Annotated in this window: 16 protein-coding genes; 5 read left to right on the top strand and 11 right to left on the bottom strand. The window is 58.4% G+C overall.

The features are described from left to right. Nucleotides 1–15: 15 nt before the first annotated feature. From EII23_RS01575 to EII23_RS01550, 6 genes are read right to left on the bottom strand one after another with little or no spacing between them, the layout of a single operon-like run. On the bottom strand, nt 16–1,092 hold the full coding sequence (locus EII23_RS01575; protein ID WP_124791446.1) for a sel1 repeat family protein: 1,077 nt from the start codon (nt 1,090–1,092) through the stop codon (nt 16–18). Between the two features lie 5 nt (nt 1,093–1,097). After that, entirely contained in the window at nt 1,098–3,719 is a 2,622-nt protein-coding gene (locus tag EII23_RS01570; protein WP_124791444.1) for a virulence factor SrfC family protein, read from the bottom strand. 12 nt (nt 3,720–3,731) lie between these two features. Then, nucleotides 3,732–6,872 (bottom strand): virulence factor SrfB, encoded by a 3,141-nt coding sequence (locus tag EII23_RS01565; RefSeq protein ID WP_260424546.1) that lies wholly within the window; start codon nt 6,870–6,872, stop codon nt 3,732–3,734. Further along, nucleotides 6,873–8,243 carry an SrfA family protein gene (locus tag EII23_RS01560; protein ID WP_124791441.1) on the bottom strand — a complete coding sequence of 457 codons (1,371 nt, stop codon included), beginning with the start codon at nt 8,241–8,243 and terminating at the stop codon, nt 6,873–6,875. Next, entirely contained in the window at nt 8,240–9,304 is a 1,065-nt protein-coding gene (locus tag EII23_RS01555) for a S1C family serine protease (RefSeq protein WP_124791439.1), read from the bottom strand. The genes EII23_RS01560 and EII23_RS01555 overlap by 4 nt, the downstream gene beginning before the upstream one ends. A 48-nt stretch (nt 9,305–9,352) precedes the next feature. After that, entirely contained in the window at nt 9,353–10,138 is a 786-nt protein-coding gene (locus EII23_RS01550; RefSeq protein ID WP_124791437.1) for a YMGG-like glycine zipper-containing protein, read from the bottom strand. Between the two features lie 280 nt (nt 10,139–10,418). On the opposite strand from EII23_RS01550, the gene ilvA reads away from it, so the two are divergent. Then, complete coding sequence (ilvA, locus tag EII23_RS01545) at nt 10,419–11,954, top strand: threonine ammonia-lyase, biosynthetic (RefSeq protein ID WP_124791435.1); 1,536 nt, start codon at nt 10,419–10,421, stop codon at nt 11,952–11,954. Between the two features lie 67 nt (nt 11,955–12,021). Here ilvA and EII23_RS01540 read toward each other — a convergent pair whose 3' ends face one another. The 4 genes from EII23_RS01540 to dctP form a co-directional block, all read right to left on the bottom strand. Next, entirely contained in the window at nt 12,022–12,504 is a 483-nt protein-coding gene (locus EII23_RS01540; RefSeq protein ID WP_185702269.1) for a universal stress protein, read from the bottom strand. Nucleotides 12,505–12,592: 88 nt separating this feature from the next. Beyond that, nucleotides 12,593–13,906: a TRAP transporter large permease gene (locus EII23_RS01535; protein WP_124791432.1), complete on the bottom strand. Its 1,314-nt coding sequence runs from the start codon at nt 13,904–13,906 to the stop codon at nt 12,593–12,595. A gap of 1 nt (nt 13,907) precedes the next feature. Next, on the bottom strand, nt 13,908–14,507 hold the full coding sequence (locus EII23_RS01530) for a TRAP transporter small permease subunit (RefSeq protein WP_124791430.1): 600 nt from the start codon (nt 14,505–14,507) through the stop codon (nt 13,908–13,910). A gap of 89 nt (nt 14,508–14,596) precedes the next feature. After that, nucleotides 14,597–15,913 carry a substrate-binding domain-containing protein gene (gene dctP / locus EII23_RS01525; RefSeq protein ID WP_124791599.1) on the bottom strand — a complete coding sequence of 439 codons (1,317 nt, stop codon included), beginning with the start codon at nt 15,911–15,913 and terminating at the stop codon, nt 14,597–14,599. 656 nt (nt 15,914–16,569) lie between these two features. Between dctP and EII23_RS01520 the strand changes: the two genes are divergently transcribed. The 4 genes from EII23_RS01520 to EII23_RS01505 all read left to right on the top strand — a co-directional run bounded on the left by EII23_RS01520 (nt 16,570) and on the right by EII23_RS01505 (nt 19,018). Continuing rightward, nucleotides 16,570–16,908: a hypothetical protein gene (locus EII23_RS01520; RefSeq protein WP_124791428.1), complete on the top strand. Its 339-nt coding sequence runs from the start codon at nt 16,570–16,572 to the stop codon at nt 16,906–16,908. 129 nt (nt 16,909–17,037) lie between these two features. Then, entirely contained in the window at nt 17,038–18,354 is a 1,317-nt protein-coding gene (locus tag EII23_RS01515; RefSeq protein WP_124791426.1) for an MFS transporter, read from the top strand. 35 nt (nt 18,355–18,389) lie between these two features. After that, nucleotides 18,390–18,632 (top strand): type II toxin-antitoxin system Phd/YefM family antitoxin, encoded by a 243-nt coding sequence (locus EII23_RS01510; RefSeq protein WP_124791425.1) that lies wholly within the window; start codon nt 18,390–18,392, stop codon nt 18,630–18,632. Continuing rightward, on the top strand, nt 18,629–19,018 hold the full coding sequence (locus EII23_RS01505) for a type II toxin-antitoxin system VapC family toxin (protein ID WP_124791423.1): 390 nt from the start codon (nt 18,629–18,631) through the stop codon (nt 19,016–19,018). The genes EII23_RS01510 and EII23_RS01505 overlap by 4 nt, the downstream gene beginning before the upstream one ends. A 14-nt stretch (nt 19,019–19,032) precedes the next feature. On the opposite strand, the gene EII23_RS01500 is transcribed toward EII23_RS01505, so the two are convergent. Then, on the bottom strand, nt 19,033–19,926 hold the full coding sequence (locus EII23_RS01500) for a glycyl-radical enzyme activating protein (protein WP_124791421.1): 894 nt from the start codon (nt 19,924–19,926) through the stop codon (nt 19,033–19,035). Nucleotides 19,927–20,059 lie beyond the last annotated feature (133 nt).

Here is a 20,059-nt window from a genome sequence, read left to right as displayed (position 1 = left end):
ATCTCCTTTTTCGGGTTACTCCCAGTTTTGCAGCAAAACGGCGGCTTCCGCGTCGCCTTTTTCTTTTTGCACGCGCGCATATTCCTTCAGAGCGTCCAGAGCCGGGCGCGCGTTCTGGTGGCCGTTTTTCAGCGCGCTTTCATACCAGCGCCGGGCCTGGGTCAGGTCTGTCGGAATGCTGCCCCGCGGCAGTTGCGCGGCAGGATCATAATATTGCCCCACAAGGAACATGGCTTCCGCAGTGCCCTTTTGGGCCGCGTCTTCCAGCAGGAGAAAAGCAGCATCGCTCTGCTCGGGCGTGGCATCGGCCCTGCGCAGGGGTTTGGCCATATCCAGGCTTGCATCCGGTTGCGCGGGGCCGCGCAGATGCTCGCGGGCTGCGGCCAGAGGCGACAGGGGCTGCGGCTGTGTTTGCTCACTGCCGGGCTCTGCGGGGTTGGGCGTTTGCTGTTCCGGAGTCTGCGCCTGCTGTTCCGGGTTTTGTGCCTCTTGCTCCGGCTTCTGTTCCGGCAGGGGGGGAGCTTCCGGAGAGCGGAGAAACATCCAGCCCGCCAGCCCGGCTGCCAGGCAAAGCAGGATTGCGGCAAAAAGCGCTCCTGTTCTGCTTTTTTTGGGGGGGGGAGCTTGTGGTGTTGGAGGTGGGGGCAGGAGAACCTCGTCCGGCGCATCCCCGGCCTGCGGCTCTGCAGGAGCTTCCTGAAGGGGGGCTTCTTCCTGCGGGGGGAGGGGCTCCGGCGGTGTTGCCGGAAAACCTTCCACATTCCGGACGCCCTGCATGGGCGAATACGCAAGATCGTGCACGGTCAGGACGCAGGCATCGCCGTGAAGGGAAAGGCGGTAGCTTTCCAGACTGTCGAGCCTGTCGATAACGGTCGGCCCCACATGCAGCCGGCATCCGCCGGCCTCTTTTTCGCACATGTCCTGCGGCAGAGGGCTTTCGCTTTCCTGCCAGCCCGCGCCCGACAGATATTTTCCGTCAGAGGCGCGCTGCAGAACAAAAAATGCCGCGTCGCCGGGATATTCGATCCCGCGCACCTCAATGCTGCCGTATCCGGGGCCGCGCCGTGAGTCCGCACTGATGCTGGCATGCATGCTTTCTATCCTTCAAAGGTCCGCAGGATGTTCCGCAGACGCTCGTTTTGTTCCGGGTTGGCTGTGTGCTGCCCGTCAAAATCGACATTGGCCGTCATGTTGTAGGCCAGAGCGCGCATCCAGTCGGTATACCAGGCGCGGTCATAGGCGGCCTGCTCTTCACTGATGCGCGGTTCCCCCCCGATTTCCGGGGGCGGGGCAAAAAAACACACGTTTTTGCCGTGAAAAAATACCGTGCGCTGGCTCTGATCGTTGAAGCGCGGGTCAAATCCCAGCCAGTCCACAAAGGCATTGATGGCATCGGCGGTCAGGCTGACCAGCTTCCAGACAAGCCTTTCGCGCGCGATTGTGCTGTAGGCCGTGTTGCGCCGGAGTTCCGACTCCAGCGTTTCCCGCAGCTTTTTCCGTGAGGCGGAAAGGAGCAGTTCGTGGCAGAACTGGTCCAGCATTCTGGCGGACAGGCCAAAGGAGTTTCGCAGTTCTACGCTGTTGCACACGTCACGCAGGCGTTCCGTCCAGTGGTCCACGGCAAGCCCCGAAAAAATCCCGGCCATGTCCCTGACCTGTTCCGCCTTTTCCTGTGGCGCAGAGAGCGTCCGGGGAGCAGCCTCTCCAAAAACGTCTTCCAGAATATCGTCAGCGGATACAAGCGAGCCGACCAGAGCCGGCCTCACGGGCACTTCCCCCTGTTCCGCCCCCTGCTGCGCGTTGATGCAGATTTCGTACAGGTCGTATTCCCGCACCTGAAGGGAACGCAGAAACTGCCCGAACATCTGTTTCTCGGCCACCCTGGCGAGTTGGGACACCAGTTCGCGGGACAATTCCGTTTTTTGCCTGCGCAGTTCCTCCCTGTCGTCACTGTGGTAAAAGGGGGCCAGGGCGGCCCGCGTCCGCTCCGATTTTTCCCTGACCGCATCAAGGATCTGCCTGCGCTTGAGCTCCGGATTGCAGAGGGGGCGCAGGCATTCCCGCAGCAGGCTCACGCCGCCGTCGTTGAGGGTCATGGCGGCCTGCCAGGCTCTTTCCGGCTGTGCCACATGGCGCTGCACCAGCGGGGAGCCCAGAAACGACTGGCGGACTTCCTCCACAAAGTCGCTCTGCTGCGCCCTGATGCCTGTTTCCCGCTTTCCCTCATACTCAAAAATGCCTTCACACAAGAAATTGGGGTTGCGCAGCAGAAAAACATTGTTGAAGGGACGGGTTCCGTCCCAGTTCTGCGGCCAGTCGTAGACCTGACCGAAGAAGTTGAGCAGGGAGGATTCCAGCCTGGTGGTCCAGCGGGTTTCCACTGAAGGAGAACCGGCCTTTTTTTCAAATTCCATGTCCATCTTGGTCAGGACAAAGAAAAGAGCCGGGGGCTTGTTGGCCCGCATTTGCGGTGTTTCGCCGTGGGTGGAGCAGATCCATTCGTACACGGCCTGCGGCAGGTCCTGCACCTCCTGGGTGCTGGGGCCGATGCAGAGCAGCATGCTGGTGAGTTCCTTTTCTTCGCGGTAGCGTTCAAACAGGTAGGCAACCTTGCCGCGCAGAAAGAGGTCTTTCAGCATGTCTTTTCTGCTGTCCAGTGCGGCCCGCAAGTCCGTGAACTTGTAGCGCGCGCGGTAGCCGGGAAAATCCAGAAGATCGGTGTGGTCAAAAAAATCGTCGGGCTTTTCGCTCATGTATACCGTGATTTCCGCCGTCAGTGCGGTGACAACGGCCCGCGGCAACAGGGCGGAGCGCCCCTGGGGGGTCGTGATCTGCAACATGTCGGCGGGCGCTTCGCCAAGCCCCTGCAAACGGGCAACGTCAATGATGCTGTTGGCGCGCGGTATGAGTGCCTCAATGGGGCAGTTGGCCTCCGTGGCATGGTCGAGTTCGGCCAGGGCGGCGCACAGGCGCAGATATGTTTCCTGAAATTCCGGCACACTGTCCCAGACAAGGCCCACAAGCCTGGCCCTGCTTTCCATATCCAGCAGGGGGGCGAGAGCCACGGCCCTGTGCCAGTATGTGTTCTGGAGCATTTGTACCCTGGGGCGGGAGAGGAAGTTCTTGTTCACATATTCCCGCAACTCTTCCATATCGTCGCCGGACAAGCCCCCGCTCACGGGTGCCGAGGCGGCGTGTTTTTCCAACTGTTCCAGCACCATGCCCACAGCTTCCGCGTCGGGCGCATCCTTGTGGTCGCAGTCGGCGTAGTAGGTATTGGCGAGCACGCGGGCCACATCCGTTTCGGAAAGCAGGCGCAGCCTGATGGGAAATTCCCCGGTAATTCCCGCCGGAGGCGTGGTGGTGAAGCGGGTGACAAGTCCTGTGGATTCCTTGCCGCCTTCCGGATTGATTTCTTCGATAAAGCTGAATTTTTTGCCGCAAAAATCCGCTTGCAGGACTTCGTGGGCATTGCTGGCCAGAGCGGAAATGAGGTAGGATTTGCCCGACTGGCTGGGGCCGAAGACGCCCACGCACATTTTGCGCAGTGCCGCCTGTTCGCATTTGCCGTAAAAACGCGCGGCAGTGCGCATGTTTTTTTGCAGGGATGCGCCTTCGCTGCCCACGGTGTCCGCATTGTCCCGAAGCCAGGCGCCCGCCGTGCGTGAGGTTTCTGCCAGTTCGCGGCAGCGCCGCGCAAGTTCCTTGTCCTGCTGCATGCCAAACCTCGCCTATCCTGCGTCGGTAACGATGCCGGTATCGAGCCAGTAGCCTTCGTCCAGCTTCAGTGTTTGCAAGTGGATTTCCAGATCGTGCCGGTCCACGCCGCGTCCCTGGTTGTCCACAATGGAGTCGATGCGGAATTCGCCCTCGCTGCGCTGTTCCTGCGCGGTATCGTTGCGCGGTTCGTCATCCCAGACATCTTCAACAAAAAGCCGCAGTTCCACAGTATAGGGCAGACGCCCTGCGGCGCGCGCCCTGGCCGCCTCACTGGAAAAGGCAAGCAGGTGATAGCGCGTGGTGGGCCAGCGTTCGGCATCCAGTTGGCGGTAGCCCACGGAGAGCGGGCCGCTGAAAGCGACATGGCGCGTCTGCTCCGTGCCCTCCCTGCTGTTCACATCCACGGAAAACCAGACCTTGGGGCGTTTGAGCTGGCTGTTGATGTCCATCTCTCCGATATAGCGCGCTGTGGACGTCAGGCGTAGCGCGCCGGGGTCAAAGGAAAAACCCTCCAGATGGCCTTCTGCCAGGGCGCAGAGTATGGCCCCCACCACGACGGTTGTCTTGGGGTCGGTGATGCGTCCCTGGGCATCGGCAAAGGGATACCACGAACCGGCATGATACCGGCGCATGGGCACGATCCTGTCCGGGGGGACGGGCAGTCTGGCGAGCACGGAGGCCGTGACCCCCTCCCAGGAACTGGGGCGTCCCGTCAACAGCAGAATATCGCAGTCATACATGTGCACAAGCTCGCACAGTGCGGACAGGGTGGAGCCGAGGGTATTTCTGATGGTAGCCTCAATGGCTGCGGGCGTCACCTGAATGGGAACGTCCAGAATGGAAAAGTTTCCGACGGAGGGCGCTGCGCGGCGCACCAGGCTTTCCACCGCGTGCAGGGTGGCCGGCTGCGGCCGGGGAGCCGGTTTCGCGGGAAAAAAGCCGCCTTCTTCCCCGTTTCCCGCCTCCGCGTCGGAAGCATGGCCGCGCGTGGCTTCTGCGGGGTCTGGCTCAAAAAAATCGCGGAGGGTACACAGGCGACTGCCCGAGCGCAGGCGCGGATCCTCGCACGCCGAAAGAAGGCCCAGAGCCACGGGAGCCGCGATCTGGCGCACAAGGCGGATGCGGGTATTGCGGTCTTCCTGCGACATGCCGATGGAGTCGCGCCCGAACATCTGCCCCAGCAGCGAGCGCGGCTCGGCAAGCCCGTGGCTGACCAGCGCCTGGGATATGGCGGGGATCACATGATTGGAAATGACTTCCCGGAGCACCTCGTCACCAGCGATATTGAAGCCGTCCCGGAATTCGGTGTGGGGGGAAATTCTGGCCGTATCGCCTTCGCCGCTGGCCAGTTCAAAGGTTGTGATGGATATGTCTGTCGTTCCCCCGCCGATATCAATGGAGGCCATCCGCACGCAGGGATGCCCAGCATAGGCTGCGCGCGGCTTCCCCATGAGCCGGAAAAGGTGGTGGGCATCCCCGTGGTGCTTGACCACCAGCTCATTGTACAGGAGCACAAGCTGCGAACAGCTTGCCTCGTCCCAGTCGCACTGTATCTGGGGGCTGCGGCGGTAATCGCCCGTCTGCTCTTTCAACTGCGGCTTGGGCAGATACCACTGGCTCCACCCCAGCGCGCTCCACACAACCCGCACGGCCCAGGTGACCCAGCGCCGGAAAATGCGTTTTTCCGCCACGGGCATGGCCGTGGGGACGGTAAAAATCAGCCTGCGCAGTCTGCGCGGCAGGTTGGGCAGTTCCCGTTTGCTGCGGGTGGCGGGAGAATTGATGGTCACAAGCGCCTGGGTAAGGATTTCTCCCAGCATGAAGAGCATGAGAGAGGAGCGGGTAAACAGGGACTCGAAAACAGGTTCGTTTTTCTGCTTTTGCAGCGCAGGGCTTTTTTTGAACAGGGGGTCGTCAAAGCACATGCGCGGTGTGCCGTGGGGGTTGAGCTGACGGGGAAAAAGTCCCCGGCTGACCAGAGGCTCTGCCTTGCCGCCGGTATTGTAACGCCAGCTTTGCTTCCAGGGGCGTTCGTCCCAGAGGTAGCGCTTGGGGCTGGACATGCCTGTGGCGCCTTCGGCGCACACGGCCATGGTGGACAGGCGCGCGGCTTCGGGGCCGATGCGCACGGCCGAAGGCCAGGCAAAGGCGGGGCGCTGCCTCCCGGACCTGCGGGACAGTGTATCGTTGCCAAAGGCCGCATCCACAAATTCCACCCTGGTTTCAAAGGGGTCGGCATACACATGTTCCGGCAGGCTCAGATCACGCAACTCCAGCAGATAACTGTCGTTGAGATTGGTCATCCGCTGGGGCAGCGTTTCCACCAGAATGCCGGTGGTGCGCGAATTGCCGATATCAAGCACCAGATCCACTTCCACCGGGGTATCACGGGCCGGATTGATGACCTGCACGGCCAGCGCCTTCAGGCTTTTGTGCAGCACTTCAAGCCAGGTCAGGTAGCAGGCCAGATGTTTGAGCCTGTAGGGCGACTCCTCGCTCCAGGAGCCGCGCCCCCTGTGGCGGGCCTGCTTCCAGCTGTCAAACAGGCCGTATACCCACTCGTCAACCCATGCGGCGTTGAGAAACCACGAGTTGTCCCGCACAAGGCGGGCAAGCATGAAATGCCCGTGCGCCGTGACATCCTGCGGCGAAAGGGCGTGGTAGTGTTCCCCCTGCGCGGGGCGATCCTCCACATTGGTGTCAAAAGCGACCACTGTGCGCAACAGGCCTGGAAAGCTCTCGGAGCGTGCAATCCGCGCTCTGGCCCAGTTGGAAGGGCCGCACTCGAAACGCTTTTCTCCATCGGGCCAGAGCTGTTCAAGGGTGCGCAGAAAGGGGATGGGAAGCCATTGCCCTTCCAGAATTTCCACAGCCCGGCGGGCCTCCACGGCATAGTCTTCCTCGCACGGAAGGTTGGTCAACTGATCCACAAGCCCGTTTTCTGTTTCCGTGAGGCAGCGCAGGTAATGGGTATACCTTCCGGACTCTCCGTTGTGCCCCTCTCCCTGTCCTTCCTGCTTTTTTTCTTCACGAAAATACATCCGCAGACGCCTGATGTCTTCCTCCGGGAGAGAAAAATCCAGAAACTGCGGGCATCCGCCGGGAATGATGCTGACAGGAGACAGATAGTGGGGCACAACGTCCTTCATCATTTATTTCCTTTTGAAACGGGCATCCCATGTGCGGTTTGTGCCGCCCAGTTCCTTGCCCTTGCACTGTGTTGTGTTCTCGCTGCCGGTGCAGTCCACTTTTTGCGGCACATATTTCCCGCCGCGCGGGCAGTTGGCCGGGTTGGCATCAAACTGCAGGCGGTTGCCCTGAAAGCGCGCACGGGCGGAACCGCTGCACACCTGGCCGTTGCGCTCTCTGACAAAGCGGCGTCCCTTGCCGTTTTTGTCAAAACAGTATTCCGCGACAATGGGCTCGTTGGAAGGGTGGGAAAAAAGCCCGGTTTCGCTGGTCCAGCAGCCTTCCAGAAAGCTCAGGTCATTTTTTTTCGCGGCGTCTTCGGGGATGTTCAGATCCTCATTTTTTGCGGGCGCGGGTTTTGGCTTTTCCCTGGGTTCCGGCTTGGGCTCAGGCTTGGGTTTTTCCGGCGCAGGCTGTTCTTTGGGCTCTTCCAAGGGGCTTTCGCCCAGAAAAGGTTCGATGACTTCCGGCTTTTGTTCCGGCTCCGGCTCTGGTTCCCGCTCGGGAACCGCCTCCGGTTCGGGAAGAACGGGCTCCGGCTTTTTTTCTTCCGGCGGCGGCGCGGGCTTGCACAGGGCTGCGCGTTCCTGCAACTGTTGCCACAAAAGGCGCAGAGCTTCCTCGTGCTCCGCCTGTTTGCGCATTTCCGCATCCAGAGCGCTGCGGTCGACATGCGTGCAGCCTGCGGGCAAGGGCGAAGGCAGCAGGCCCGCAACAGATGCCAGCAGCCAGGCCAGCAGCAGGAGGAGCAGCAGGGGCAATAGCCAGGGCAGGCATCCGCCGCCGGGGGGCATGGGTGGCACCGCGGCCACGGGCTGTTGGGACGGCGGAGTCGGAGCCCATGCGCCGAGGCGCGAAAGATCCTGCGGAACGGCTCCGGGGCTGCCGGGGGCAAAACCCCAGTTGACGAGCACGGGGCGTCCCCCCACAGACAGGATATCTTCGTCGGAAGGATGTTGCAGGGCAAGCGCCAGCAACTGTCCCGACAGGGCCTGGGACTGGCCCGGAGCGGGCTGCGCCTGGGCTTCAGCTGTCATGCGCCGGGAAAGCTCCAGAATATCCGTGGCAAGTGCGGCAATTTTTGCGCGCAGAATGCGGGCTTCGTCCTCGGGCAGGTCGGCAAGGGGCACAGCCGGGCCGGGCCCTTCGGCATACCAGTCAACATCCTGCCCGTCGGCACCGTGCTGCGGCTCCGCCAGAAGGGCGGCATGCTCCGGGCCGAGGTGTTGCTGAAGGAGGGAGGCAAGCTGCTCATGGCAGTCGGTGGCAAAAATTCCCTGGCTGCCCAGGGCGCGCATCCGGCCTCTCCGGCTTGTGGCGATGCGTATGCTCATGGCGCGCCTCCGCCTGCTGCCAGCGCGGGGCTCACTCCCGCCGAGCGGAGAAAACGGGCGAGTTCCACGTTGCTGATGGCAATGCTGGACTGGCGGTAGGATTCTTCATCAAGTTTGATGAACGTGTTGATTCCTACCACTTCCCCTTTTTCGTTGACCAGTGGCCCTCCGCTGTTGCCCTGCGAAACTGTGGCGGTATGCACGATGAGGGGCGGGGTGCGGTCAAGAACAACGCTGACCACCCCATCGGTATACACCACCTCCGGGGCAGCGGCGGCATTGCCCTTGAGCAGGGCCGCAAACTGGGGATCATCGCCGGTGACGGCTCCGGGAAAGCCCCATGCGCTCACCCGCTCCGTCCGCTGCACGGACGGTGCCAGCGCGAGCGGAGTGACGCCCGTCGCCCCCTCCACATGCAGGACGGCAAAATCCCTGCCCGCCTCCTGCACGGCTTTCCGGACACTGGCTGTCAGCGGTCTGCCGGTGGCCTTGTTGACCACAATGGCCCTGGCTGCAGAGCCCACCACATGCGCGTTGGTGACCACGGCATCGGGCGCGACAAAAAAACCGCTTCCCATGGAGAGGCCGCCTTCCTGCATGGCCAGTACCAGCACTGTGCCCTGCTCCATAAGCTCCGCAAAGCCTGCGGGCTGTTTTTGCGGGGCCGCCTCTCTGGTGGCGGGAGCAGAAGAACTGCCGCCTGTGAACGGCATATCGCTTTTTTCCGGCAGAGCTCCGGGTGTTGGGGGCCATGCCACGCCCGGCGGGGGAACAATTCCGGGCAGGCTTTTCTGCACACTGCACGGATCCTTGGCAAGCAGAGCCTGCAACTGTCGGAGAAAATGCTCAAAATGGGCGTTTTGCGCGCTCATCTGGGCTGTTTGCGCCGTCAGGGCGCGTTTTTCTTCTTGAACGGCAAGCCAGTGTTTTCCCCAAAACCAGAGCGCAAGCAGGAGCAGCAGACAAAAAAGCAAAAGACTCCAGAAGCCGGGCCGCCCGTACCACGGCTTCGGCGGCGTGTCGGCGGGCGGGTTGGCTGTGGGCGGCTGATTTTCCTTCATGGCAGAACTTCGCATTGTTTGCGGGAGAGTATTCCGAAGCCCGGCTTTTTAGCCAAGTTCGTTGCGCACAGCTTCATCCAGGCGCGAGATGCGGGTATTGGTGTCGTGCCGGGCCTTTTCCAGTTCCTGGTGCGAGTCTTTCCACGCGGAGGCCCTGGTGGTGATTTCCGACTGTCTTGAGGCCCTTGGGGGGGCTTTTTTCCCGGCAGAGGCGCGCGACGGCGCATTCACATAGTCTGCGGCCAGAGCGCGCTGGTATTCGGCATCCCTTTTGGCCATCACCGCTGCGGTGTCGTTCAGGATGTAGGCGGTTTCTTCCAGCCCGCTCCGGATCTCGGCATATCTGTCCTGAAACTCCAGGCGGCTGATCCGCCCGGATCTGTACAGGTTTGCCGCCAGGCGAAACTGGTCGTCATAGCATTTTCCGGCCACTTTCGCGGCCGCAGCGGCCCGGTTCATGCTTGCGGCATCAGCGCCAAGTTGACGGGCATATGCGTGCAGATAGGCCGCATCCCGGTTTTTCTGTTCGGACTTGCCGTAGATATTGCCTGCCACGGCTCCGGTCGCACCCCCGGCCACGGCACCGGCCAACGCGCCTTCCACCTTGCCTGTGGCAAGGCCGCCGATGAGCGCGCCCAGCAGGGCGCCACCGGCAGCGCCCACAGCGGTGCTTCGGGCGGTCAGGTTTTCATCCTCCCGCAACTGCTGTACCGGCTGGTAGCACTGGGGATAATGGTTGACCCTGGTTTTTGGCTCTCCATAATTGCTTTTGCATCCGGCAAGCAACAGGCTTCCGGCCAGAAGAAGGACAAGAGTTTTCGCGTGAGGGCGCATGGGCTGACCTCCGGCGGGGAATTTTTGCGGCGGTACGCTGCTGCCAACGGCAGCAATTTCCGGATCAATACTACGGCACAATATGGGCAGACGGCAAGGGATAGTATTTTTTTGTTGAAAATCACTATGTTATTATTTTTTATGCCTGCGAGGAATGCGCACCTTCCGGGCAGGCGGCAAAATCCTGCCTCGCGGATTGCGCACTCCGGGGCTTGAGATACGTTTGTCATCGGTATAGTTAGGGGGAGCAGAAAACACACTTTCCCCACAAGGAATGTTTATGAACAAGCACAGCGCATACCTGAACCGTATCCTCCTCAGTCGCGTGTACGACGTGGCTGTGGAAACGCCTCTGGAAGAAGCTGGCGGGCTGTCGCGCCGCATGGGCAACAGGATTTTGCTCAAGCGCGAGGACATGCAGCCGGTTTTTTCCTTCAAACTGCGCGGCGCGTGCAACAAAATGGCCCATCTTTCGCGCGAGGAATTGCAGCGCGGCGTCATCACTGCCTCCGCAGGCAACCACGCGCAGGGGGTTGCGCTCGCCGCGCGGCGGCTCGGCTGCGAGGCAACGATTGTCATGCCTGTGACAGCCCCGGCCATCAAGGTGGAGTCGGTGCGGCGTCTGGGGGGGCAGGTGGTGCTTTCGGGAGAGTCCTTCAGTGATGCCTGGCGGCATACGCTGGAACTCATTCAGGAAACCGGCTGCGTCTATATCCCCCCCTTTGACGACCCGGATGTCATTGCCGGGCAGGGCACCATTGCCATGGAAATTTTGCGCCAGCATCCGGAAGACATTCATGCCGTTTTTGTGCCCATCGGGGGGGGCGGTCTGGCAGCCGGCATGGCCGCGTACATCAAGAACCTGCGCCCGGAAATCCGCGTTATCGGCGTGGAGCCGGAAGATTCTGACGCCATGCGCCTTTCCGTCATGGCGGGGCAGCGGATAGAAAAGCGGGATGTGGGACTGTTTGCCGACGGCGTGGCTGTCAAGCTTGTGGGGGAGGAAACCTTTGCTCTGTGCCGCGACCTGCTGGACGACATCATCACCGTGCGGACAGACGCGATCTGCGGTGCCATCAAGGACATTTTCGAGGATACGCGGGTGGTGGCCGAACCGGCGGGAGCCCTTTCTCTCGCGGGATTGAAAACCTACGCAGCATCAAGCGGCATTCGCGGCGCAACGCTGGTGGGCGTGGTGAGCGGGGCCAACATGAACTTTGACCGCCTGGGGCATGTGGTGGACCGCGCCGAGATCGGCGCGCAGCGCGAAGCCCTGCTTGCGGTGGTCATTCCCGAGGCGGTGGGGAGCTTTCGGCAGCTCTGCGCGTCTTTTGGCAACCGGAATATCACCGAACTGTGTACGCGCTACTCCGATCCGGTCAAGGCGCGGGTTCTGGCGGGCATCAAGGTCAACGGGCCGGAGGATGTGGCCGAGGTGCTGGCAGAGTTGCGCGGCAAGGGTTTTGAAGCCATGGACCTGACGGACAACGAATTCGCCAAGGTGCATCTGCGCCATCTGGTGGGCGGCAATGCGCCACAACTGCACGACGAAAGGCTTCTGCGTTTCACCTTTCCCGAAAGGCCCGGCGCCCTGCTGAACTTCATGGACGCCATGCGGGTGGATTTCAACATAACGCTTTTCCAGTACCGCTACCACGGGGCGGATTTCGGACGCGTGCTTGTGGGTTTCGCCGCGCCCGAGGAAAAGCGTGAGGCATTTGAAGACTTTCTCCGGCGTGTCGAGGCAATGGGCTATCCCCATGTGGAAGAGTCCGGCAACGAGGCCTACCGGATGTTTCTGGGCTGGCACCAATAACAACGGGGCGTTGCCTTGTGGCGTAGGGGGGGAGAGCTGGAGTGCCGCGCAGGGGAGGGTACCTGTTTCATGAGCCGATGCGGTGATTCTCGTAATCCGGTCCGTTGAGGCCAATCGTGATAACGGGGATGGTCCCGGCGTGCCGCACCACCTTGGCCACAACGGCCCCGACCAGGATGCGGTTCACCATGCTGCATTGCCTTGCCATGATGATCATGTCACAGGCGGCATCCTTTGCCTTGCGGACGATCTCTTCCGCAGGAGAGCCTGTAAGGATGCATCCACGGGCTTTCATGCCGGGAAAATTTTCAGCAACATAGCCAGCCATTTTGTTTTTTGCGCTTTCCAGCGCGGCCATACAGAATTTTTCGGGAAAGCCTTCAGGCAATTCCCACTCCTTGAATTTGCTGATTGCCGGTGTGGCATAGGCAACCAGAATTTCCGCATCAAATGCTCGGGCAAAAATCCTTACCTGTTCGCAGATACCTTTACTGCGGGCGTAAATATCGACTGGATACAGGATCTTTGTGTTATTTTTCGTTTCGCTCATGGTCTTTTCTCTTTTTTTGGAATGGTGCGGCATATTTCTGTATGTCGCACCATCCGTGGGAAACACGCATTTTTGCCGTTTCAGAATGTTACCGGATACTGCCCATCATACTGTGCACCGGGGCCATGACGATTTCAGGCCAGACGCAGATAGCGACAACCGTGATAATAAGTATAAGGATGAATGGTGCTGCTCCTTTGTAAATACTTACTATCGGGATATGCGGGCACACACTTCGTACCACGAAAACGTTGAGCCCTACCGGAGGCGAAACGCCGGCCAGCACCAGCATCACGGTGACGAACACTCCGAACCAGACAGGGTCAAGGCCATACTGCTGGGTAATCGGGAACATGAAAGGCATAGTCAGCACGAGAATGGAGGTGGACTCAAGAATGCAGCCCAGAATCAGGAAGAGAACAAACATGCAGACCAAGAGTGTTGTATGGGACATTTCAAAGCCCACAAACATCTGCACCATATGCCTTGTCGTTCCAGTGGTCACCATGAAACGCGCCATGAGCCAGCCGCCGATAAACAGAAAAAAGATTGCCGCGCTCATTTTGGCTCCCTCTTTGAAGGCGGGAATGACGAGGTCTTTCTTTAGACGGCCCATGCAGAAAGCAATAAGCATGACGCCTATGCAGCCGAATGCTGCGGCTTCGGTAGGAGTGGCCAGCCCGCCGTAGATGCTGCCAATAACGATGGCGAAGGTCACCATAACGGGAATGGCCGCTGGCAAGCACTGAATGCGCTCTTTCCATGAGGCTGATGGTTGTTTTGGCCCCAGAGAGGGGGTTACGCAGCACCTGATGATGCAGTAGAGGGAAAATAATACGGTGGTCAACATGCCTGGTCCGAGAATGGCGATGAACATTTCGCCGGCGGACTGGTCTGTGAGTGCTGCATAGATGATGACAAAGACACTGGGAGGGATGATGGCCGCGAGACCGCCAGAAGCTGCGATGGCACCGGAAGCGAGGCTTTGGCTGTAACTTGCCTTTTCCAGTTCAGGAATGACGGTCGAAGCCATCGTTGCCGAGGCCGCGGCCGTGGAGCCTGTTACCGCACCAAAACTGGCGGCCGCCATGATGCCAGCTGCTGCCAGGCCGCCTGGCAGAAATCCGATCCAGCGGCGGAAGGCGACGAAAAGGTCGCTCACAATGCCCGTGTGGTATGCTATGGAGCCCATGAAAATGAACAACGGTATGCTCATCAGGGAGAAGTTGCTTGCCTGTTCCCAAGCCACGAACATGGTCTGGGTGGCGGCATTGATGGGACCGAGCGTGAAGCACATGCCTGCGCTGGCGACGATACACATGGCGTAGGCCATGGGCATGCCCGCCACGGAGAGCGCAAGCATGATGGCGATGCCGGCATATCCGAGCAGTACCATGTCCATGTTACTTGCCCTCCCTGCGAAATTTTCTGTAGCTGTCGATTGTGCTGTGCAAAAGTGTCAGCGCCAGCATTAGAAAACCGAAAGTCATGATCACACGTATGGGCCAGAAAGGAGCACGAAAGTCCGTGCCGCTTTCGTCCAGAAGGAAGGAAGTGTGGATTTCCACAGAACTGCGTATGGTGGCAGCCAGCATCCACAAACAGCCTACAGCCCGTGTGAGCATATCGCAGGCGAGTTGGGTTTTGTAAGAATAGCGGGCATACAGGATGTCCAGCAAAATATGGTTTCTGTCCAGTTCGACGCGGGGCACGGCAAGAAATATTCCTCCAATGAGAAAGAGGCCGCTGCCTTCAATGGCCCAAGAAAGCGGACTTGCAAAAAAATTGCGCCCTATCACGTCAACAAGGATGACAATCAGGATAAGCGGATACCAAACATACATGCTGACATGGAGAATAATGCTGGCCACCTTGTCCACCCACCGCATCCATGCGAAATGGGCGGGGTCGCCCTCCTGTGCGGGTTCCATGTCCCGCCTTTCATCCGGGGCAATTGCAGCCCACTCTGCGGTCAGGCTTGAGGGATTCAACGGTTCATTCATAACGCCACTCCGGGTATAGATGTTTTTGCGGCTCCAGAATAAAAATTCTGGAGCTCTCAGCAAATCAGCAGACACTCTGAAGGCGAGGATTAAAAACCGTCGATAATGCCATGGATTATGTTTTTGGGGTCAGCCACATATTCGCGAATTTCTCGAATGCTCATGTTGTTGTATTTGGCTGCTGCCGCGCGGAAATCTCTGATAAACTGATTTCCGGGGAGTCCTTTTGACTCACAGTCAGCTGCAAAGTTTTTCCAAATGCTGTCGCCAACCGCGACCCAGCGTTTCTTTTCTTCCGGGTCAAGGATGATGATTTCTGTTCCGAATTTCTTGAGACCTTCAAAACCACGATCTTCAAGTTTTGTGTATCCTTCGGACATATGATTGGCCGCCAAGCGAAACTTGAAATACAGTTCTTTCTGCATTTCCTTGGGGAGGCTCGCAAAGGTTTTTTTGTTGATTCCGTAGCTGATGGCGGTATTTGCCATGCCCGTGACAGTGAGATATTTGGCTACTTCATGGAAGCGCCACGGAATCACGCTGCCGACAGCCCAAGCCACACCGTCGACGACGCCGCGTTGCAACCCTATGAAGACGTCAGGGGTGGGAATCGCCACCGGTGTCGCCCCAAGGGCGATAAGTGTTTCACGCATGACACGACTGCCGAAACCCATGATGCGTTTTCCCTTGAGATCTTCAAGCTTGCGAATAGGCGTAGTGCAGATGAGGCCCTGCACATCGAAATGGGGAATCCACGCAAGATGTATCTGCTGGGCTTCAACTTCTTTTTTGAAATATTTTGGGTACATTTCTTCCATGATCTGGGTGGCGACTACCACGCTGTTGGACAGGAAGGGCAACCCGTCGGCATGGAAGAGATTGAAAGCACCTTGGTTGTGGATATGGTATATCTGGCCGATATCGACAAGACCGGAGCGGAGGGCTTTCCAGCCGTCAACGAGGCTATGCAGGGACTGGCCAAAATACCGGTCGAATTTGAGGCGGCCGCCAAATTGGTATTCAAGATAGCTGAATGTTTCCCAATGGATGCCGTGACCGATGTCGCCCGCATTGGGATAGTAGCAGGAGCATTTGAGTGTGATGGCGTCCTTGTTGAAGTCTTCAGGTTTCATCTGGGCCTTGTCTTCCGGATTCAGCGGCCTGTCGTTGGCTTCGGCACCGTAGTAGACCCACCCTGTATTGTTATCGGCTGTGCGTTCCGGAGTAATTTGGGTGACATAGGGCATATTTCCGGGAGAAGCTTCGAAATCTGCGGGATTTTCCGCAGCATGAACCAAGGCACCCAGAAGGGGGGAACCCAGAGATACTGCGGCGGCTGTCGCGGTGGCGCCTTTCATGAACGTGCGTCGAGGGATGTGAGATAATGCTGTCTTGTCAGTCTTCATCTACGCTCTCCTTTTCTTGGTTGCCGAAGCTGCACAATCCGCAACTCGCTTTCGCCCGGATCATTTCCGTTAATATCCGGGCATAGGGGGGTATTCTACGATCCGGCTCGTCCCTTTGTGACGCTTCAGTTATCCTCCGTATTGTATGGTCATGTGACACGGCCACAAGTGATCTGGCACTTCTACGCATACTTTCTTCAGAATATCCCTGGACTCGTTATTGAAACGGGCTTCATCAAGTGAGGAAAGAAAAGAACCAGTTTGTCAGAATCAAGGCCACCCCTGATCCCGTTGCACTGCCATTCGGGGCAGGCGCAAATCATGGCGCGGGCACCCGCGAGGTTGCCGGCAATGGGGTACCGTTTGGGCAGGTTTTCTTGTCGGTCAGCATTTTTTCAAAAAAGATGAACACGTTCTCCCCTTGTTCTTGTCATGGGGCTCCACGAGGAGCTTCAGGCGCTCGGGGGCCATGGTCTGTGCTTCGCGAGTAGCACGGTCTTTTGGCTGTAGATTCTCTAGATCAAGATGCTCCAGTGGATCGCGTATTCCGTGACAATACCATGAGAATTTTTTGGGGGATTACATAGTTAAAAGTATTGCCTTTAGTCCTTAACCTTGATGCAAGGTGCTTGCCAAGATCATATCTTCTGCATAACATGATTGATTTTCAATATGTTATTGGTTGGTGCCTGGACGAAGCAAAAGTGTCCGCCCGCCCTTTGGCACAAAATGTCTCATATGTGCAACACTTTGTTAAAAATACCACACGCAGTTTCATCTTGAATGTGCAAATAACTCTGGCAGAGTGGTGGTTTCATGCAGCAACCGACCGTCATCTTTGCAAGAAGCACACAGTCATACTTGACACAAGAGCAGGGTTTGCATGGCACTCAACTTGCTCTACCCCTTATTGGTTCGGACAAATGCATGACCGTGGAATGATGCAAGCGGCGGCTGCAACAGCCTGCTTTGTTCCAATTCAGATGGCGGCGTGACTTTTGGTGGTGGCAAACCCGCGGCTCTCAGGCTCCCGAATTCCACCATGCAAGCTTCACGGCGGCACTGAATCGCCTTGCAAATCATACTCTGGGAGCGACCATTACGGATTGACAGGCAGTATAGTGATGATGGGCACAGATGCTCTGGAAAGGCAGGCAGCGTCCACCCGTGCGTTGATTGCATATACGGCGTGCGGCACATTCCTGTACGCCGTATGCGCCGGTTTTCGTGACAGCTATGGCGTCCTTTTGCCCTATATTGTGGCACATACCGGCATTCCATACGCTATAATCAGTTTTATCCTTGCCCTGGAGCAGTTGTGTTTTGGCCTTATGCAGCCCGTGTTCGGTCTGTTGGCATTGCGAACCTCGAATCGTTTTGTTCTCTGTACAGGTGCCGTGATGATGTTCACGGGGCTGCTGACCATTCCCTTCTGCACGAGCGCGCCCGCGTTGGCCTTTGCTCTCGGCATACTGTTGCCCTCTGGCACGGCTGCGGCGTCATTTGGCATTATCATGAGTTGTATCAGCCCACGTTTGAGCGAATGCCAAGGGCATACGGCAGGGGGATTTGTGGCGGCCGGCATAGGTATCAGCATCTGCGTGCTCGCGCCGATGCTCCAGTCGATGGTTGCCGGCAGTGGACTCTTTGGCGCCATTGCCTTTCTGGGTTGCCCCATATTGCTGCTTGTGCCGGTGTCAGTGTGGGTGAGCCGCGGGGCGCAGGGCAAAGCAGGCGAACGAGATATCTGTCAGCCCTGCGAACATGTGGCGGATATTTTTCGCGAGGCCCTGGCCAACCCATCCTATCTGTGTGTGGGCCTTGCATTCTTCACTTGTGGCTTTCACATGGCCATGATCCAAACGCATCTTTTTTCCCAGCTGACGACATTTGGCGTGACCGAACAGGCGGCATCGTACGCCTTGTCTGTTTATGGGCTGGGGGTAATCGCCGGCGCAGTTGGCAGTGGCATGGCCTGCAACAAGTTGTCCATGTCAGTGGTTTTGGCAGGGCTATATGGCTCCCGCTGTCTGTGGGTTGCGCTTTTGCTGCTGCCATTGCCCATGCCCGGGCTGTTTGGCGTTGTTTTTCTGCTGGGATTGACAGGCGTTGCCACCGTACCCCCTACCTCTGGCCTGATCAAAAATTTTTTCGGGTCGGCACGGCTGGGCACACTGTTTGGTCTCGTCTACTTCGCGCATCAGATTGGTGCGTTCGTTAGTGCTTGGGCAGGAGGTTTGTGCCTGAAATTCACAGGTGGCTATAGCGGCGTCTGGCTTGCTGACATCCTGTTGTGCATGCTTGCAGCGATTGTCTGCCGCTGTGTCAGGGAAAAACCTCCGTCTGGCGCGCCGCCGAAGGCGGCGGAAGCGAGCCGAAACGGCACGAATATGCACGCTCTTCATTCCTGCCGAGTTGACAAAAGAATCAAGCACAAATAGACTTAGTTTACGACTTAGTTTGTTGAGGGGCAAGTATGCAACAGGTTAATATTCATGAAGCCAAGACGAATCTTTCCAGGCTGATCGAAAGAGCGGTTCATGGCGAGCCGTTTGTCATCGCCAAATCCGGCAAGCCCATGGTGACGGTGAGCGCCTATACGCCGCCGCCTGATCCGTCCGGGAGAGTCGGATTTCTCAAAGGCAGGCTGGATGTTCCGAGGGATTTTGACTCTATGGGCCAGGAAGAAATCCGGGCCATGTTCGGGGGGGCGGAGTGAAGCTGCTGCTTGATACGCACATGCTGCTCTGGGCCGCAGCCGGAACACTTTCGAAAGAAGCCGAAAAAATGGTGCTTGATGGCGGCAACACGCTGTATTTCAGCCCGGCCAGCATCTGGGAAATTGGTATCAAAAAAAGTCTCTGCAGGAGCGATTTCAAGGTCGATCCGGAAGTGCTCCGGCGCGGACTTTTGGACAATCAGTATCAGGAACTGCCCATCACCAGCCTGCACACTTTGGCTGTCAATGATCTTCCCCGGATACATAAAGACCCTTTTGACAGGATGCTCCTGGCTCAGGCCAAGATTGAAGGCATATGGCTCCTGACTTCGGACAGCCTTTTGTGCGAGTATCCGGGGCCGGTCATATTTCTTCCGAAACCGTGACCAGATGTGATCCCCTACGGCACAACGGTCACATTCAGATCGGCTTTGGAAAAACGCTCCAGAACCGCGGAAAGCTCATCCGGAAGATAGGAAATCATGGCGGGTTCAGGCTGCTTCAGGGCGGCGTATTTGCTGTGGCCGAAAGTATGGCAGGGCAGCACATCTACTTCGCGGTGTCCGTACCTGTGCAAAAAAGCGGCCACGGCCTCAATATTCCGTGCGCCGTCGTTGATGCCCGGCATGAGAGGGATCCGGATGCGGACGTTTTTGCCCGCGCCGAGCACGGCATGAAGATTTTTGAGGATGAGCCCGTTGTCCGCTCCTGTCAGGCGCTTGTGCTCCTCCGGGTCCATGTGTTTGCAGTCAAAAAGAAACAGGTCCACTCTCTCCATGATCTTTTGGAAGCGTTCCGGTTCACAGAGGCCGCATGTGTCCAGGCAGATATGGTAGCCCCGCCTTTGGGAGGCGTCGAGCAGCGCCAGCAGGAAATCGCCAGCTGCCGTGGGTTCTCCGCCGCCGAAAGTCACCCCTCCCCCTGAGTTTTCGTAAAAAAGGCTGTCGCTGTCGACTACCCGCATAACGTCGTCCACCCGCATGGCTTTTCCCGAAATCTCGCGTGCTCTGGCAGGACAGACGGGCACGCAGGCGCCACAGTTCGTACAGACCTGGCAGTCACGGTTGAAGGTTTTTCCTTCTCTGGTCACAGCCCCATGCGAGCATGCCTTTTCGCACGCCCCGCACCCCACGCAGAGATTGGGAAAAACCAGAAGCTGCGGTCTGAAACCCTGTGATTCCGGATTGCTGCACCAGAGGCAGTGCAGGGGACAGCCTTTGAGAAATACGGTTGTTCGCAATCCGGGACCATCCTTGGTGGACATCCTCTGAATATTGTACACGATCCCTTCCATTGACGTCTCCTGATTGTCTGATGGTCACAGGCCGGGCTGCATTTTTTGTGCCGGATGGCTGCAACATGTGCCGTCTCTGCGGACCGGTTTGCGTCTGTGTCCACCTGATCTGGCATGTCCGCCCTTGCGTGCC

The sequence above is a fragment of the Desulfovibrio sp. OH1186_COT-070 genome (assembly GCF_003860215.1).
In the GTDB taxonomy this organism is placed as follows: domain Bacteria; phylum Desulfobacterota; class Desulfovibrionia; order Desulfovibrionales; family Desulfovibrionaceae; genus Desulfovibrio.
Note: the sequence above shows the minus strand (reverse complement) of the source record. Positions and strands in the feature narration are given on the sequence as shown.

Excerpts from the sequence above, each read along its gene's own strand:
- EII23_RS01575 (WP_124791446.1), bottom strand. The coding sequence starts at position 1,092 with ATGCATGCCAGCATCAGTGCGGACTCACGGCGCGGCCCCGGATACGGC.
- EII23_RS01570 (WP_124791444.1), bottom strand. The coding sequence starts at position 3,719 with ATGCAGCAGGACAAGGAACTTGCGCGGCGCTGCCGCGAACTGGCAGAA.
- EII23_RS01565 (WP_260424546.1), bottom strand. The coding sequence starts at position 6,872 with ATGATGAAGGACGTTGTGCCCCACTATCTGTCTCCTGTCAGCATCATT.
- EII23_RS01560 (WP_124791441.1), bottom strand. The coding sequence starts at position 8,243 with ATGAGCATACGCATCGCCACAAGCCGGAGAGGCCGGATGCGCGCCCTG.
- EII23_RS01555 (WP_124791439.1), bottom strand. The coding sequence starts at position 9,304 with ATGAAGGAAAATCAGCCGCCCACAGCCAACCCGCCCGCCGACACGCCG.
- EII23_RS01550 (WP_124791437.1), bottom strand. The coding sequence starts at position 10,138 with ATGCGCCCTCACGCGAAAACTCTTGTCCTTCTTCTGGCCGGAAGCCTG.
- ilvA (WP_124791435.1), top strand. The coding sequence starts at position 10,419 with ATGAACAAGCACAGCGCATACCTGAACCGTATCCTCCTCAGTCGCGTG.
- EII23_RS01540 (WP_185702269.1), bottom strand. The coding sequence starts at position 12,504 with ATGAGCGAAACGAAAAATAACACAAAGATCCTGTATCCAGTCGATATT.
- EII23_RS01535 (WP_124791432.1), bottom strand. The coding sequence starts at position 13,906 with ATGGACATGGTACTGCTCGGATATGCCGGCATCGCCATCATGCTTGCG.
- EII23_RS01530 (WP_124791430.1), bottom strand. The coding sequence starts at position 14,507 with ATGAATGAACCGTTGAATCCCTCAAGCCTGACCGCAGAGTGGGCTGCA.
- dctP (WP_124791599.1), bottom strand. The coding sequence starts at position 15,913 with ATGAAGACTGACAAGACAGCATTATCTCACATCCCTCGACGCACGTTC.
- EII23_RS01520 (WP_124791428.1), top strand. The coding sequence starts at position 16,570 with ATGATTGATTTTCAATATGTTATTGGTTGGTGCCTGGACGAAGCAAAA.
- EII23_RS01515 (WP_124791426.1), top strand. The coding sequence starts at position 17,038 with ATGATGGGCACAGATGCTCTGGAAAGGCAGGCAGCGTCCACCCGTGCG.
- EII23_RS01510 (WP_124791425.1), top strand. The coding sequence starts at position 18,390 with ATGCAACAGGTTAATATTCATGAAGCCAAGACGAATCTTTCCAGGCTG.
- EII23_RS01500 (WP_124791421.1), bottom strand. The coding sequence starts at position 19,926 with ATGGAAGGGATCGTGTACAATATTCAGAGGATGTCCACCAAGGATGGT.